This window comes from Pseudomonas sp. D4002 (assembly GCF_013385665.1).
Lineage (GTDB): Bacteria > Pseudomonadota > Gammaproteobacteria > Pseudomonadales > Pseudomonadaceae > Aquipseudomonas.
The window spans coordinates 75,401-88,649 of record NZ_JACAPN010000025.1; the positions used below are offsets into that span (position 1 = coordinate 75,401).

The 13,249-nt window shown below is 60.9% G+C and carries 16 protein-coding genes; 8 read left to right on the forward strand and 8 right to left on the reverse strand.

What is annotated here, in order from left to right:
* Positions 1–5: 5 nt before the first annotated feature.
* A complete protein-coding gene (locus HX824_RS19460; RefSeq protein WP_008437943.1) occupies positions 6–944 on the forward strand; it encodes a LysR family transcriptional regulator in 939 nt (312 codons plus the stop codon).
* Positions 945–1,054: 110 nt separating this feature from the next.
* On the opposite strand, the gene HX824_RS19465 is transcribed toward HX824_RS19460, so the two are convergent.
* The 3 genes from HX824_RS19465 to HX824_RS19475 are packed head-to-tail and all read right to left on the reverse strand — an operon-like array spanning position 1,055 to position 2,964.
* Positions 1,055–1,597 carry a DUF2937 family protein gene (locus tag HX824_RS19465; RefSeq protein WP_177040339.1) on the reverse strand — a complete coding sequence of 181 codons (543 nt, stop codon included), beginning with the start codon at positions 1,595–1,597 and terminating at the stop codon, positions 1,055–1,057.
* 11 nt (positions 1,598–1,608) lie between these two features.
* Positions 1,609–2,385, reverse strand: coding sequence for a class II glutamine amidotransferase (locus HX824_RS19470; RefSeq protein WP_003210683.1), 777 nt, complete (start codon positions 2,383–2,385; stop codon positions 1,609–1,611).
* Positions 2,386–2,415: 30 nt separating this feature from the next.
* Positions 2,416–2,964, reverse strand: coding sequence for a hypothetical protein (locus HX824_RS19475; RefSeq protein WP_003210682.1), 549 nt, complete (start codon positions 2,962–2,964; stop codon positions 2,416–2,418).
* A gap of 21 nt (positions 2,965–2,985) precedes the next feature.
* Here HX824_RS19475 and HX824_RS19480 point away from each other — a divergent pair, with 21 nt between their 5' ends.
* On the forward strand, positions 2,986–5,040 hold the full coding sequence (locus HX824_RS19480; protein WP_177054950.1) for a S9 family peptidase: 2,055 nt from the start codon (positions 2,986–2,988) through the stop codon (positions 5,038–5,040).
* A gap of 82 nt (positions 5,041–5,122) precedes the next feature.
* Positions 5,123–5,596 (forward strand): cyclic nucleotide-binding domain-containing protein, encoded by a 474-nt coding sequence (locus HX824_RS19485; RefSeq protein ID WP_177054951.1) that lies wholly within the window; start codon positions 5,123–5,125, stop codon positions 5,594–5,596.
* On the opposite strand, the gene HX824_RS19490 is transcribed toward HX824_RS19485, so the two are convergent.
* Positions 5,593–5,880: a hypothetical protein gene (locus HX824_RS19490; protein WP_003210679.1), complete on the reverse strand. Its 288-nt coding sequence runs from the start codon at positions 5,878–5,880 to the stop codon at positions 5,593–5,595. The two genes, HX824_RS19485 and HX824_RS19490, sit on opposite strands and share 4 nt — an antisense overlap.
* A gap of 78 nt (positions 5,881–5,958) precedes the next feature.
* Here HX824_RS19490 and HX824_RS19495 point away from each other — a divergent pair, with 78 nt between their 5' ends.
* Positions 5,959–6,645, forward strand: a complete 687-nt coding sequence (locus HX824_RS19495; RefSeq protein ID WP_003210678.1) for a spermidine synthase — start codon at positions 5,959–5,961, stop codon at positions 6,643–6,645.
* Positions 6,646–6,667: 22 nt separating this feature from the next.
* On the opposite strand, the gene rarD is transcribed toward HX824_RS19495, so the two are convergent.
* Together rarD and HX824_RS19505 are read right to left on the reverse strand one after the other, a co-directional pair.
* Positions 6,668–7,552, reverse strand: a complete 885-nt coding sequence (rarD, locus tag HX824_RS19500) for an EamA family transporter RarD (protein ID WP_032899734.1) — start codon at positions 7,550–7,552, stop codon at positions 6,668–6,670.
* 573 nt (positions 7,553–8,125) lie between these two features.
* Complete coding sequence (locus tag HX824_RS19505) at positions 8,126–9,040, reverse strand: ParB/Srx family N-terminal domain-containing protein (RefSeq protein WP_008437929.1); 915 nt, start codon at positions 9,038–9,040, stop codon at positions 8,126–8,128.
* Between the two features lie 148 nt (positions 9,041–9,188).
* Between HX824_RS19505 and HX824_RS19510 the strand changes: the two genes are divergently transcribed.
* The 3 genes from HX824_RS19510 (at position 9,189) to HX824_RS19520 (ending at position 10,614) form a co-directional block, all read left to right on the forward strand.
* Positions 9,189–9,563 (forward strand): YajD family HNH nuclease, encoded by a 375-nt coding sequence (locus tag HX824_RS19510; RefSeq protein ID WP_003210675.1) that lies wholly within the window; start codon positions 9,189–9,191, stop codon positions 9,561–9,563.
* A gap of 163 nt (positions 9,564–9,726) precedes the next feature.
* Positions 9,727–10,194 carry an RNA methyltransferase gene (locus tag HX824_RS19515; protein WP_003210674.1) on the forward strand — a complete coding sequence of 156 codons (468 nt, stop codon included), beginning with the start codon at positions 9,727–9,729 and terminating at the stop codon, positions 10,192–10,194.
* Positions 10,195–10,263: 69 nt separating this feature from the next.
* Positions 10,264–10,614 carry a DUF2892 domain-containing protein gene (locus HX824_RS19520; RefSeq protein WP_003210673.1) on the forward strand — a complete coding sequence of 117 codons (351 nt, stop codon included), beginning with the start codon at positions 10,264–10,266 and terminating at the stop codon, positions 10,612–10,614.
* A gap of 106 nt (positions 10,615–10,720) precedes the next feature.
* Here the strand turns inward: HX824_RS19520 and HX824_RS19525 are convergent, their stop codons facing one another.
* Complete coding sequence (locus tag HX824_RS19525; protein ID WP_087692570.1) at positions 10,721–11,959, reverse strand: hypothetical protein; 1,239 nt, start codon at positions 11,957–11,959, stop codon at positions 10,721–10,723.
* Between the two features lie 12 nt (positions 11,960–11,971).
* A complete protein-coding gene (locus tag HX824_RS19530; protein ID WP_003210671.1) occupies positions 11,972–12,421 on the reverse strand; it encodes a YcgN family cysteine cluster protein in 450 nt (149 codons plus the stop codon).
* Between the two features lie 153 nt (positions 12,422–12,574).
* On the opposite strand from HX824_RS19530, the gene HX824_RS19535 reads away from it, so the two are divergent.
* The gene (locus tag HX824_RS19535; RefSeq protein ID WP_008437924.1) at positions 12,575–13,174 is read left to right on the forward strand and encodes a nitroreductase family protein; all 600 of its coding nucleotides are present in this window, start codon (positions 12,575–12,577) and stop codon (positions 13,172–13,174) included.
* The last annotated feature ends 75 nt before the right edge of the window (positions 13,175–13,249 follow it).

A 13,249-nucleotide genomic window follows, 5' to 3' on the forward strand; every position in this document is an offset into this window, starting at 1 on the left:
ATCCCATGAATTTGAAGTTCCTCGAAACCTTCGTCTGGGTGGCCAAGCTCAAGAGCTTTCGCCTCACGGCAGAGAAGCTGTTCACCACCCAGGCCTCGATCTCCAGCCGCATCGCCGTGCTGGAAAGCGAGTTGGGGGTGAAGCTGTTCCTGCGCGACTCCCGAGGTGTGAGCCTGACGCCGGAAGGCTTGAAGGTGCTCGATTATGCCGAGCAGATGATGGCGACCATGCAAGGGCTCAAGCAGTCCCTGGAAACCACCAGCAGCAAGGTCGGGCGTATCCGCATCGGAGTGATGGACACGGTGATCCACACCTGGCTGAGCGCGCTGGTGGCAGAACTGACGGACAACTTTCCGCGGGTAGAAATCGAGTTGGTCGCCGATACCGCGCTGAACCTCAGCGATCAGTTGCAAAAAGGCTTTCTCGACCTGATCCTGCAAACCGACCTGCTGCGCCAGGAAACCTTGCGCAGCCTGGAACTGGCCAGCCACCCCATGGGCTGGATCGTCGCCAGCCACTCGATCTACAACCGCGACTACGCGTCCCTCGCCGAACTGGCCCAGGAGCGCATCATCACCTACTCGAAAAACTCCTGTCCGCACCAGGACGTGCTCAGCCTGATGCAGGCTAACGGCGTATCCGCCCCACGGATGAACTGTGTGAACTCGGTGTCAGCGATCACCCGCCTGCTGCGGGACGGGTTCGGGATTGGTGCGTTCCCGCCCGTATTGGTCAGTGAAGAGCTGGCACGAGGTGAATTGACCATGCTGCCCATGGAACAACGGCCGCCGAACCTGCAGGTGGTGGTGTCGTGGCGAGTGGGCGTGGAGTTGGTGGAGGAGATTGTGGCGCTGTGCCAGAGCGTGGTGCAGCAGTATGCGCAGAAGGTGGGCGAGGACTTGATGGTGTTGAGCAAACCCATGCCACTGAAGGAACCGATTTAAAACTGTGGGAGCGGGCTTGCGCGCGAATGCGGTGTGCCAGCCACCCCATATGTCACTGACGCACCGCATTCGCGAGCAAGCCCGCTCCCACAATTTGACCGCGTCAGCCTTTAAAGCCCCTTGAGGTCCCGCTCTTCAATCGGTCGGCTCTGGCGCAGGCGCTTGCCGCCCAACACCACCCAGTCGATCAGGCGGAACAGGCACTCGATGCCGAACGACAACAGCATCGCCCCGCCCAGGCCCCAGCCCATGGCTTCCGGGGTCAGCAACAGCATGTAGCTGTAGCCGTTCCAGGTTTCCTGGCGAATCGCCGGGTCGGCGGCCACCGCCACTTGCAGCGCGCGGATGTACCACGGGCCCTGCATCGCCTGGAACTGCTTATCCAGCGCTGCCTGGCGGTCGAGCAAGGTGCCCAGGCTGTTGGCATCGCTGCGAAACACCGGGTCGTCACTGGCACGGTAATGGGCCACCAGCGCCTGCAAGTCACCGTTGAAGAACTGTTGCGCCGTGGCATCGAAGCCGCGCAAGCCGGTCTGGGCTTCGATCAAGTGGGCTTCGACGCGCTTGGCGTAGTCGCTGATAAACCCCGGCACCTGCACACCGACCAACAGACCCACGGCAAACAACACCAGTCGCAAATAGCTGAGCAACATATTCGACGTCCTTATTCCGTTTTACCTTGGCTGACACATTCGCCGCGTCGCCACAGGCTCCACTGGCCCGGTTCGTAGCGGGTCCAGGTCTCGTTTTCGGTCAGGGGTTCGGTGGCAATTACCGTCACCACGTCATTGGGGGTGGTTTCGGCCTGAAAATCGACGATCACGTCGACATCTTTCAACCGTGCGGGGCCAAATGGCGCACGCCGGGTGATCTGTGCCAGCTTGGTCGAGCAATAGCAGAACAGCCAGTCACCGTCGCTGAGCAGGCAGTTGAACACGCCCTTGCTGCGGTATTCGCTGCAGGCGGCGATCAGGTCCGGCAGCACCTGTTCGATGTCCACCGGTTCCGGGAACGCTTCACGGACTCGGTTGAGCAAATCGCAGAACGCCGCTTCGCTGTCGGTATCGCCCACCGGGCGGTAGAACGTGGCGCGGGGGTTGAAGTCCGCCAGTTGACCGTTATGGGCAAAGCACCAGTTACGGCCCCACAGTTCACGGACGAACGGATGGGTATTGGACAGGCACACCTTGCCCACATTGGCCTGGCGGATATGGCCAATCACCACTTCACTCTTGATGGGATAACGCTGCACCAGCAGCGCGACTTCCGATTCGCTGCTGGCCGCCGGGTCCTGGAACAACCGCAGGCCACGGCCCTCGTAGAAGGCGATGCCCCAACCGTCGCGGTGGGGCCCGGTACGTCCGCCGCGCTGCATCAGCCCGGTGAAGCTGAAGACGATATCGGTCGGTACGTTGGCACTCATGCCCAATAATTCACACATGCCAGGCTTCTCGATACAGGGCGTACAACGTTAAAGGCGCGGTTCGACCCGCATACCGCTGACAGGTGCCGGGCGACCGTAACGCTCATCGGCGAAGGGTTCGTCGTCATCCTCCGGCTCGGCGGCAGCGGCTGCCGCAGCGGCGGCCTTCTGCTCACGACGAACCCTGGCGGCACGCTCGATGGGCCAGCGGATCAGCACGAACACCAGGTACACGCCGAACGCGATCATGCAATACATGAACAGATCGGAGATCGCCCGCCAGGCGTTGTTGCCGACCTTGAGCACCAGGTCCAGGGCGGTGATGGCCACGGCCGGGGCGAACTGGGTCTTCACCGGGTCGACGATGGTCGGGCTGAACAGCAGCACCGCCACCAGCAACCGCAGCGGCTCGCGCAGCCAGCGCCACATCCAGCGGGTCATGGCAAACCACACCAACAGGCAACCCAGGGCTGCGAAGGCGTAGAGGCCCCAAGCGATCAGATAGTCGTTCTCGGTCATGGTGTCCATGGCAAGGTAGGCAAACAGGCCGCTATGATAACGGCTTTTCAGTGCCGAGGCTGCAATGCCGTCGGCCAACCGCCAGACAGAGAGTGATCCATGCCCCCATCGACCCACATCACTGCCGCCCCGATCGCCCGCAAGGCCCCAGGCACCGACCCGTATGCCTGGCTGCAAGCGCGTGACAGCGCCGAGGTGCTCGATTACCTCAAGGCGGAAAATGCCTGGCAAGAAGCACAATTGTCCGACCAGCAGGCGCTGCGCGAGACCCTGTTCGAGGAGATCAAGGGCCGCATTCTCGAAACCGACCTGTCCCTGCCCTCGCCCTGGGGCCCGTACCTGTATTACACCCGCACCACCGCCGGCGACGAATACGCCCGCCACTACCGCTGCCCGCGCCCGGCGGACGACAGCCAACAGGTCGACGAAAGCGCGGAAGAGCTGCTGCTGGACCCGAACGTACTGGCCAATGGCGGCTTTTTCTCCCTCGGCGCCTTCAGCATCAGCCCGGACCACCAGCGCCTGGCCTACAGCCTGGATACCAGCGGCGAAGAGATCTACACCCTCTACGTGAAGGAATTGGCCACCGGCAAGGTCAGCGAACTGGAGTTTGAAGACTGCGATGGCAGCATGACCTGGGCCAACGACAGCCTGACCCTGTTCTTCACCGAACTGGACGACACCCATCGCCCGCACAAGCTGTATCGCTATCGCCTGGACGGCACTGCCGCCGAAGAAGTGTTCCACGAGCCTGACGGACGTTTCTTCCTGCACTGCTACCGCTCCAGCTCCGAGCGTCAGTTGCTGCTGGCCCTGGGCAGCAAGACCACCAGCGAGATCTGGGCCCTGGACGCCGAAAAGCCGCAGCAGGCGTTTACCTGCATGGCGCCACGGGTCGAGGGCCATGAATATGACGTCGACCACGGCAAGCTGGACGACCAGTGGACCTGGTTTATCCGCAGCAACCGTGACGGCATCAACTTTGCGCTGTTCCAGGCGGCCGACACCGGCAGTGTGCCGACCCAGGACGACTGGCTGAACCTGATCCCCCACGACGACGCGGTAATGCTCGATGGCGTAAGCCTCAATGCCCGGGCCATGACCCTGAGCCTGCGGATCGGCGGCCTGCCGATCATCGAAGTGCACCCACAGGGGCAAGCCGCTTATCGCGTGGAGTTACCGGACGCGGCCTACAGCCTCTATGTGCAAAACAGCCTGGAATTTGCCAGCGACAAGATCCGCCTGCGCTATGAGGCGCTGAACCGCCCGGCCCAGGTTCGTCAGCTGGAACTGGCCGGCGGCGCACAACAAGTGCTCAAGGAAACCCCGGTGCTGGGCGTGTTCAACGCCGACGACTACGTCAGCCAACGCCTGTGGGCAACGTCGGCCGATGGCACTCAGGTGCCGATCAGTCTTGTCGTCCGACGCGATCAGTCGGGTAAGCCGACGCCCCTGTATCTGTACGGCTACGGCGCCTACGGCCACAGCCTCGACCCGTGGTTCTCCCACGCCCGCCTGAGCCTGCTGGACCGTGGCGTGGCCTTCGCCATTGCCCATGTACGCGGCGGTGGCGAACTGGGTGAGGCCTGGTATCGCGGCGGCAAGCAGGAGCACAAGCAAAACACCTTCAGCGACTTTATCGCGTGCGCCGAACACTTGATCGCCCAGGGCCTGACCACCTCCAAGCAACTGGCCATCAGCGGCGGCAGCGCCGGTGGCCTGTTGATCGGCGCGGTGCTCAATCAACGCCCGGAGCTGTTCCAGGCGGCGATTGCCGAAGTGCCGTTCGTCGATGTGCTCAACACCATGCTCGACCCCGAGTTGCCGCTGACCATCACCGAATACGACGAATGGGGTAACCCTGAAGAGCCGGAGGTGTATGAGCGGATCAAGGCTTACGCGCCGTACGAAAACGTCAGCGCCCAGGCCTACCCGGCCATGCTGGTGATCGCCGGCTACAACGACAGTCGCGTGCAATATTGGGAAGCGGCCAAGTGGGTGGCCAAGCTGCGGGACACCAAGACCGACGACAACCTGTTGCTGCTCAAGACCGAACTGGGCGCAGGCCATGGCGGCATGAGTGGGCGTTATCAGGGATTACGTGACGTAGCACTCGAATATGCATTTGTTTTCAAGGCGCTGGGGCTGATTTAAGGAACTCCGCCTGGCGGGCGGGTCTGAACACCTGACCGCCGGGCGCGCCCTGCACGATTTATGGACAAAGACTGTAAGCCTCATGCCAGAACCGACCTTACTCAATAACGAAATCCGCGACATGCTGATGGATTGCGGCCTGTTCGACCCGTTGCTGCCGGAAGACTTCCACATAGCGGCGGGCTATTTCAACATCAGCAGCATCGCCCGCGATGAGGTGATTTTTCTCGAGGGCGACGCGGGCACCTTCATGTGCATCATTCACTCAGGCCAGGTGGCGGTGCAGAAGACCAACCATGCAGGCCAGCGCCTGACTATCGCCACCTTGCGCAGCGGGCGGACCTTTGGCGAGATGGCTGTGCTGGACGGCGAGCGCCGCTCCGCCAGCTGTGTGGCAGCCAGCGATTGCGTGCTGTTGAACCTGGGCAAGGATTCCCTGGAAAAAATGCTCAATGAGGCACCGAAAATCGCGGCCAAGATCATTCGTGCAATTGCTATCGCCCTGTCCAGGCGCCTGCGCATGGCGGACGGGCAATTGCTGTCCCAGCAGTTTTAGCCGCCTGGGGTCTTGGGCTTGATGTCGTTTTGCTGCAAGCCGGGGATCGTCTGGTCCTTCGGCGGCGCGGGCAGCACGATCGGCGCCAACAATGGCTCACCGCTGCCGGCCGCCTTTGGCGTTGCCGGTGGCGTGACTTGCGGGTAAGGCGTGGGCGTTGCAGTACCCGGTGAACCCGCCGTGGGCGCGGGGGTAATCGGCACGGTTTGCGACTCCTGAGCCTGGGCCACACCGCCAAGGGCGAGCGCGCTCCACACAATGACCGTTAGAATGCTGCACTTCATCGATGGCTCCATGGCCTGACCGTAAAGTCGTAAGGCTACTCCCAACCGCGCAAGAATGCCCTTCCCAATGAGATTTCCATGAAACGTTTCGTTCTGCTGGACACCACTCCGATCCCCGACAACGGCGGTGCCTTGTGCCTGTTCGAATACGGTGAGGATTTTGTCATCAAGATTCAGGGCGGTGACGGTGGCCAGTTGATGAACACGCGCATGCACGGTTCCGAGGATGCGCTGGCGGAGATTCCGTGCCGCAAAGTCGCCGGTCGGCCCGGCTCCAGGGTGTTGATTGGCGGCCTGGGCATGGGTTTTACCCTGGCGGCAGCGCTCAAGCATTTGGGCAAGACTGCCGAAGTGGTGGTTGCCGAGCTGGTGCCCGGCGTGGTCGAGTGGAATCGCGGGCCCCTGGGGGAAAAGTCCGGCCGCCCGCTGCTGGACCCGCGCACCGTGATCCGTCTGGAAGACGTGGCCAAGGTGCTGCAGGCCGAGCCCCAGGGGTTTGACGCGATCATGCTGGACGTCGACAACGGCCCCGAAGGCCTGACGCAAAAAGCCAACAGCTGGCTGTATTCCGCCGGTGGCCTAAGCGCCTGCGCCAAGGCGCTACGGCCCAAGGGCGTGCTGGCGGTATGGTCGGCCAGCGCCGACAAGCAGTTCAGCGACAAACTGCGCAAGGCCGGCTTCAAGGCCGAGGAAGTGCAAGTGTTTGCCCATGGCAACAAGGGCACGCGGCATACCATCTGGATTGCTGAAAAGCTCAAGGGCTAAGCATTAACTGCGTGGGTTGAAGTCAGATCGACCGGCGCAGTCGATTCAAATGCCTCAAGCCTTCCAGCACCAACACCACCACCGCCAGCCAGATCGGCAGGTAGGTCATCCATTGGCCCGGCTTGAGGGCGTCTCCCAGCATCAGCGACACGGCCACCAGCAGCACCGGTTCCGCGTAACTGAGCAAACCGAACAGGCTGAACGGCAACAGCCGGCTGGCCAGGATGTAGGAATAACCCGCCGCCGCGCTGACCAACCCCATGAGTGGCACCAGCCAATAGAGCGCCGGGCGCTGCGCCAGGGTCTCGTTGATGGGCTCACTACCGAGGACGAACCACAGCGCGACCGGAATCATCAGCATCATGTCCAGCCACAGCCCGCCGAGGTTGTCGGTGCCACAACGCCTGCGCACTACGAAATACAGCGGATAACCGACGCACACCACCAGGGTGGTCCAGGAGAACCCGCCCGTGCGATACAGCTCGTTGGCCACGCCCACCGCCGCCAGCGCTGCGGCAATTTTTTGCAGATGGGAAAGGCGTTCGCCGTAAACGATGCGCCCGGTGATGACCATGGTCAGCGGTAACAGGAAATAGCCCAGCGACACATCCAGGCCGTGGCCATTGAGGGGCGCCCACATGAAGATCCACAACTGCACACCCACCAGGGCACTGGTGAGCACGACACAGGGCAGCAACGCGGGTTTCTCCCGCAGACGCTTGTAGATCAACGGCACCCACTTCCAATCCCCGGACAGGCACAGCAGCAACGTCATGAAGGGCAAGGAGATGAGCATTCGCCAGCCAAATATCTGCTGGCCATTCAAGGGTTCAAGAAGGGAGGTAAAGAAATACAGCACACCAAACAGGAAGGAAGCGGAAACCGCCAGAACAACGCCTTTAGACACAACAGCCTCTACAAAAAATTGCATGTATTCAATTGAAGCAGGCCGTTGCATTCACGCAGTGTGAATGTCAGTGAGATGAACATCAGAAGTTTATTAACGGGCACCATAAACTTACAACTTGCACAGGACACCTATCCCGAATCTTCAAGTTATAACAACAGGGTAACGCGTTGATTTTTTATTATTTGCACGACGATCATCAGACACTTCAACCACCCGACTTCGGTTATTGGAAGCAGTACGCTCTGGATGAGCGCTTCTGATTTGAAACGCCACAACGTCAACCACGGCGGTTGATATCGTGAAAGGAAAGCCCGGCTTGCGGGAAACTGACAGTCGCCAGGAAAGACCTGACGTATTGACTACCTGACGCCACCACAGAACACACTAACGGCAGTAGGCCAAGAGGCGCCACATTAAACAAACTGGCAAAGTTAGTCCAACACTTTATCACCCTGAAGCCAATTAAATGCCCCACGGCATTTAAATCGATATTTTCCGGATCTTTACTGTATATTAAGCCGTTATACGCCCGACAGAAACAGCACAAGGCCGCCCCTGCCGGTTCGTCACTTAGTTACTTCTACTGTCGATAACGTAGGGCACTTTCTTCTTGAACGTATCGTTCAGTTCTTTGCGGTCAAGTGACGTGAAGCCGCCCAACTGCCGGGCGCTGAAGCCGCTGTCCCCTACCGGTGCCTCGGGCGCCAGGCTGACCATGCGCTTGGCTACCGCCTCGATTGCCTTTTCATACCCGCCTTGCTTGTTCAGGTTGAACGCGCCGAGGTCAATCTGCGTGCGCAACCATCCTCCCCAGTAAAACTCCAGGAATTCCGGCACCACCTCACCAGAGGTCGGCTTGCCGTAGGACGCCTTGCGGGAGAAGTAAACCAGGCTGCGGAACATATCGTCGCCGAGGTCCTTGAAGCCCAGGTGTGCCGGAATTTGCTCAGGCGTGATGGTCTTGCCCTGGCCGTCCTTGAGCCAGACCTTGCGGCCCTGCTCCATGCGTTTCCAGAAAGTCGCCAGGTCGGGACTGTCGCTGAAGTTATCGGTGACCCGCACCCACATCTTCAGTTTGGCGCCGGCACCTGGCTGCTCCCACAAGGTACTGAACGAGTGGTGGCCGTCAGTGAGGTACAACTGGCCAGCGGGGCCGACCACCACGGTTTTCATGTCCGCCACGTGAGCGCCTACCGGGTCTTTGCAGGTGAAGCTGCCCGGCTTATGCAGATCGGCATCTTCAGGCACCTTGTCGACACCGCCCTGGCCGTTGGTTTCACAATATTCGTCGAACACTTTTTTGGGCGACTCGGCAAATACCCCCAGCTTGTAATGAATCTGATCAAAACCGATGACGGCCTGGGTCGGATGGAGCTGCTCCAGCGCCACATTGATCACCTGGCCTGGCTGGGGCGTGGAAAACGCCTGGACCTGAACACTGACGGCGCACAACAGCAGCGCCCACAACCATGAATGCATCCGCATGAGTACCGCTCCTTATGAATTCAGTTCGTCGATACTACAAACAATCCCCCTCACCGGCATGACCGCGCCTGAAAAAGCCGGAGGTTTATTAGCCCGCAAGCAGCTAGAATCAACGCTATCCGTGATCCACTAAAAGACAGGAGCCATGATGAGCTCGACCAACCCGCCCTCCCACACCGCCAAGCTGGACCGCATCCTCGCCGATGCCCAGCGCGACCGGGAAATGGGCTACCGCGACAAAGCCCTGAAGATGTACCCCCACGTGTGTGGCCGCTGCGCCCGTGAATTCGCCGGCAAGCGCCTGAGCGAACTGACCGTGCACCACCGCAACCACAACCATGACGACAACCCCCAGGACGGCTCCAACTGGGAGTTGCTGTGCCTGTATTGCCACGACAACGAACACTCGCGTTATACCGACCAGCAGTATTTCGGCGAAGGCTCCACCAGCAGCCCGACGATCGCCAAGGCGACGCACAACCCGTTTGCGGCGTTGGCCGGGTTGATGAAGAAAGACGACTGAGTATCTTCGCTGAATGTGACGGCCTCATCGCGGGCAAGCCCGGCTCCCACAAGGGATTGCATTCCAAATGTGGGAGCCGGGCTTGCCCGCGATAGCGATCGCCCAAGCAATGCATTAGCCCGAGGCCGTATAATCGCGGTTTTTCTCGAAGGCACCCTTTCCCGTGGGCAATAAACGCTACAGCTGCATCGGTCTGTACAACCCCAAATCCCCCGAAAACGTCGGCTCGGTGATGCGCGCCGCCGGCTGCTACGGCGTGGCCTCGGTGTTCTACACCGGCAAGCGCTATGAGCGGGCCCGGGACTTTATTACCGACACCAAGAAGGTCCACCACGACATTCCGCTGATCGGTATCGACGACCTGAAAAAGATCCTGCCCCTGGGCTGCATCCCCGTCGCCGTCGAGCTGGTGGAAGGCGCCCGCCCTCTCCCCGAATACACCCATCCGGACCGTGCGCTGTATATCTTCGGTCCGGAAGACGGCTCCCTCGACAAAGAGATTCGCGACTGGTGTGAAGACGTGATCTACATCCCGACCACCGGTTGCATGAACCTCGCCGCCACCGTCAACGTGGTGCTTTACGACCGTCTGGCCAAGGGCAACAACACCCGTTCGGGCCCCAAATACTGATTTTTTGGGAACATCCGCGGCCTGTGTGCAGTCAGCTGCATATCAATCAGCCCTTGTTGGAGACAGATCATGAGCGACAGCAAAACCCTGCGACCCGTTATCCGGTCCACCCCGTTCGAGCCCCAACCCACGCAAAACGTCCAGGGCTGGGAACGCATCGGCTCCCTGGCTGGCGGTGTGGTGATGATGGGCAAAGGCCTGCGCCGTGGCGGCTTTTTCGGTTTGATCCAGGTGGCGATTGGCGGCGTAGCGCTGGCACGCGGGATCAGCGGGCATAGCTCGGCGAAAGAGTTGCTGGAGCGCAGCCGCCAGGAAATGAACAGCGTGCGAACCAAGATCGAACGCGCCGGTGAGGAACTGAAAAACCTCAAGACCAAGGCTGAAGTGGCGGCTGAAAACGCCAGCAAAACTGTGGGTTAACCCCGATCAAAAGTGGGAGCGGGCTTGCTCGCGAAAGCGGAGTGTCAGTCACTGACTGTGTTTCTGATACACCGCTTTCGCGAGCAAGCCCGCTCCCACCTTGGTTTCAATGCAGCAGTTTGGTATCGAGTACTACCGACGACTCGCCAATAATGCTCTCCCCCAGCTGCACGAATTCCTTGGTGCTGATGCTGTTCAGGCGCATCACCGCCTGGGTCAAATCATCCAGCGAACGCTTGTTGTGGGTTTTCACACGAATCTCGCGGTCCAGCTCCTGCAACAACACCACCGCTCGTGAGACGGTCGCGCTACTGGCGTGCTCGACCCGCAGAGTGGTCACGTCCTTGCCTTCGCTGGCCAGCCGGGCCTGCAGGGCGGCATAACGATCGTCGCTGATCCCCCCTGCGCGGCGCATCAGCTCAATGGCGTAGTACTGCGCCAAGCCCTCGCTGATCCAATCGCTGCCCTGGTGGTCGTTGAAGCGGCCGATAGCCTGCACCACTTCACGGATCAACGGGCTGCTACCGTTCTCGCTGACCAACGGCGTTCGGCTGTTGAGGTAAATCGAGTCCCGCGCCGAATACGCACCGCGCCTCATCGGGTCACTGGCGCCCACCACCAGCAATTTCGCCGGGTGCCGTGGGAATGCCGCTTGCACTTGCGGCCAGACAAACGTCAGCAAGGTCAGCACATCCATGCGATGCATGCCTTGCCCTTTGGGCGACGCCACGGTGATTTCGGTTTCCCCCAGGCGCATCCTGCGACTGCCCAGCGTACCCGCGAGCATCCAGCCGGTGGGCCGGTCAAACAGGCGGGAAACGTTATCGATGCGGAATTTGTTCTTGCCGATGCGCGGCCAGGACGTCTCGACGCTTTTCCAGCCGGCAGGCAGTTCAAACACCAGGCGCGACACCAGTTCAATGCCGTCCTGTTGATCCAGACGTGCAGTGGGCACCAGGTCCTCGCCGCGAAACAGCGCCCAACTCGGGGTCATCCGCGCTTCATAGACGCCTTTCTTGCGCGCGTGGGTGAGGCGTACACGGTAGGTCAGGCTGGCCTTGTCGGCACTCGGTTGCCACAGGCCGCGGCTGTCACCCGGGGTATTGCCCGGCAACACTTGCCACTGGCCATCGGCCTTGAAGTCGCTGTAGTCGCCGTCGCGGCCCAGGTCGAAGTTGAGGCTGCGCACCGCCGAGCCTTGGGACAGGCTCAGGCGCACTTCTGCCTGATCACTTTGGGGCAACAGCTTGACGTGATAGTCCAGGTCAACTTTCTTCGCCGCCCACGCCGGCGCACTCAATACCAACAACAGCAGGCTCGCCGCCAGCCTGGCTCCAACCGTCATACACACTCCTTCTCAGCCTGCACGAAAAATCAGGTAATCCTCCCAGTCATCCTCGGGCACGCTGCCTTCGCTGAGCATGCGCCCGGACTGGGAAATGCGTTCCTGGTGCACAGCGTCGCGATCGCCGCAGACCAGGTGGTGCCACAGCGGCAAATCCTTGCGCTCGCTGACCAGCCGGTAACCGCAGGTGGGCGGCAGCCATTTGAACTGGTCGGCCTGGCCCGGAGTGAGCTGGATGCAATCGGGCACCGAGGCGCGACGGTTGGGGTAATCGGTGCACTGGCAGGTTTTCAGGTCCAGCAGTTTGCAGGCGATGCGCGTGTAGTAGACGCTGTTGTCGTCTTCATCCTCGAGCTTTTGCAGGCAGCACAGGCCGCAGCCGTCGCACAACGACTCCCACTCGTCCTGGTCGAGTTGTTCGAGGGTTTTGCGGATCCAGAAAGGTTCGACTTTGGCGGCCATGGCTCTACATCAATATCGGTATGTTAAAAGGCCGCCAGTCTAGTGCCCATGGCCCCCGGGGCCAAGCGCTTACGACTGTCGGTAGAACAAGACTTGTCAGCCACCCGGCGGCGAAGTAGTTTTGAACCCCGGTTTTTCATCAGGATCAGCCCAATGAGCAGCAACCCACGCGTCGCCGACTATCCGATCCACCCACAATTCACCGACCGCTGGTCGCCGCGCGCCTTCACCGGCGAAAGCATCCCGGTGGACACCCTGTTGAGCTTCTTCGAAGCCGCGCGCTGGTCACCTTCGGCCTACAACTCGCAGCCATGGCGTTTTCTCTATGCGCGCCGCGACACGCCGAACTGGGAACGTTTCCTGGGCCTGCTGAACGAATTCAACCGTGGCTGGGCGCAGCATGCCTCGGCCCTGGTGATCGTCGCGTCGAAGACGACCTTTGCCGTGCCTGGTGCCACCGAAGAAACCCCGGCCCTGTGGCACACCTTTGACACCGGCTCGGCCTGGGGCCACCTGGCGCTGCAAGCCAGCCTCAGCGGCTGGCACACCCACGGCATGGCCGGTTTCGACCAGGAACTGACCCGCAAGGAACTGAAGATTCCTGAAGGTTACGCCCTGCACGCTGCGGTGGCGATTGGCAAGCTCGGCGACAAATCGACCCTGGCCGACTACCTGCAAGCCCGGGAAACCCCGAGCCCGCGTCGTCCATTGAACGAGCTGGTGTCCGAAGGCGACTTCAACCACCAGGACTGAACACGCTCTGGCAGTCGTTGACGGTCACGTCAAAACCCTGCTGCTGCGATCACAGCAGGGTACACCCGCCACAAG

Excerpts from the sequence above, each read along its gene's own strand:
- HX824_RS19460 (WP_008437943.1), top strand. The coding sequence starts at position 6 with ATGAATTTGAAGTTCCTCGAAACCTTCGTCTGGGTGGCCAAGCTCAAG.
- HX824_RS19465 (WP_177040339.1), bottom strand. The coding sequence starts at position 1,597 with ATGTTGCTCAGCTATTTGCGACTGGTGTTGTTTGCCGTGGGTCTGTTG.
- HX824_RS19470 (WP_003210683.1), bottom strand. The coding sequence starts at position 2,385 with ATGTGTGAATTATTGGGCATGAGTGCCAACGTACCGACCGATATCGTC.
- HX824_RS19480 (WP_177054950.1), top strand. The coding sequence starts at position 2,986 with ATGCCCCCATCGACCCACATCACTGCCGCCCCGATCGCCCGCAAGGCC.
- HX824_RS19485 (WP_177054951.1), top strand. The coding sequence starts at position 5,123 with ATGCCAGAACCGACCTTACTCAATAACGAAATCCGCGACATGCTGATG.
- HX824_RS19490 (WP_003210679.1), bottom strand. The coding sequence starts at position 5,880 with ATGAAGTGCAGCATTCTAACGGTCATTGTGTGGAGCGCGCTCGCCCTT.
- HX824_RS19495 (WP_003210678.1), top strand. The coding sequence starts at position 5,959 with ATGAAACGTTTCGTTCTGCTGGACACCACTCCGATCCCCGACAACGGC.
- HX824_RS19505 (WP_008437929.1), bottom strand. The coding sequence starts at position 9,040 with ATGCGGATGCATTCATGGTTGTGGGCGCTGCTGTTGTGCGCCGTCAGT.
- HX824_RS19510 (WP_003210675.1), top strand. The coding sequence starts at position 9,189 with ATGAGCTCGACCAACCCGCCCTCCCACACCGCCAAGCTGGACCGCATC.
- HX824_RS19520 (WP_003210673.1), top strand. The coding sequence starts at position 10,264 with ATGAGCGACAGCAAAACCCTGCGACCCGTTATCCGGTCCACCCCGTTC.
- HX824_RS19525 (WP_087692570.1), bottom strand. The coding sequence starts at position 11,959 with ATGACGGTTGGAGCCAGGCTGGCGGCGAGCCTGCTGTTGTTGGTATTG.
- HX824_RS19530 (WP_003210671.1), bottom strand. The coding sequence starts at position 12,421 with ATGGCCGCCAAAGTCGAACCTTTCTGGATCCGCAAAACCCTCGAACAA.
- HX824_RS19535 (WP_008437924.1), top strand. The coding sequence starts at position 12,575 with ATGAGCAGCAACCCACGCGTCGCCGACTATCCGATCCACCCACAATTC.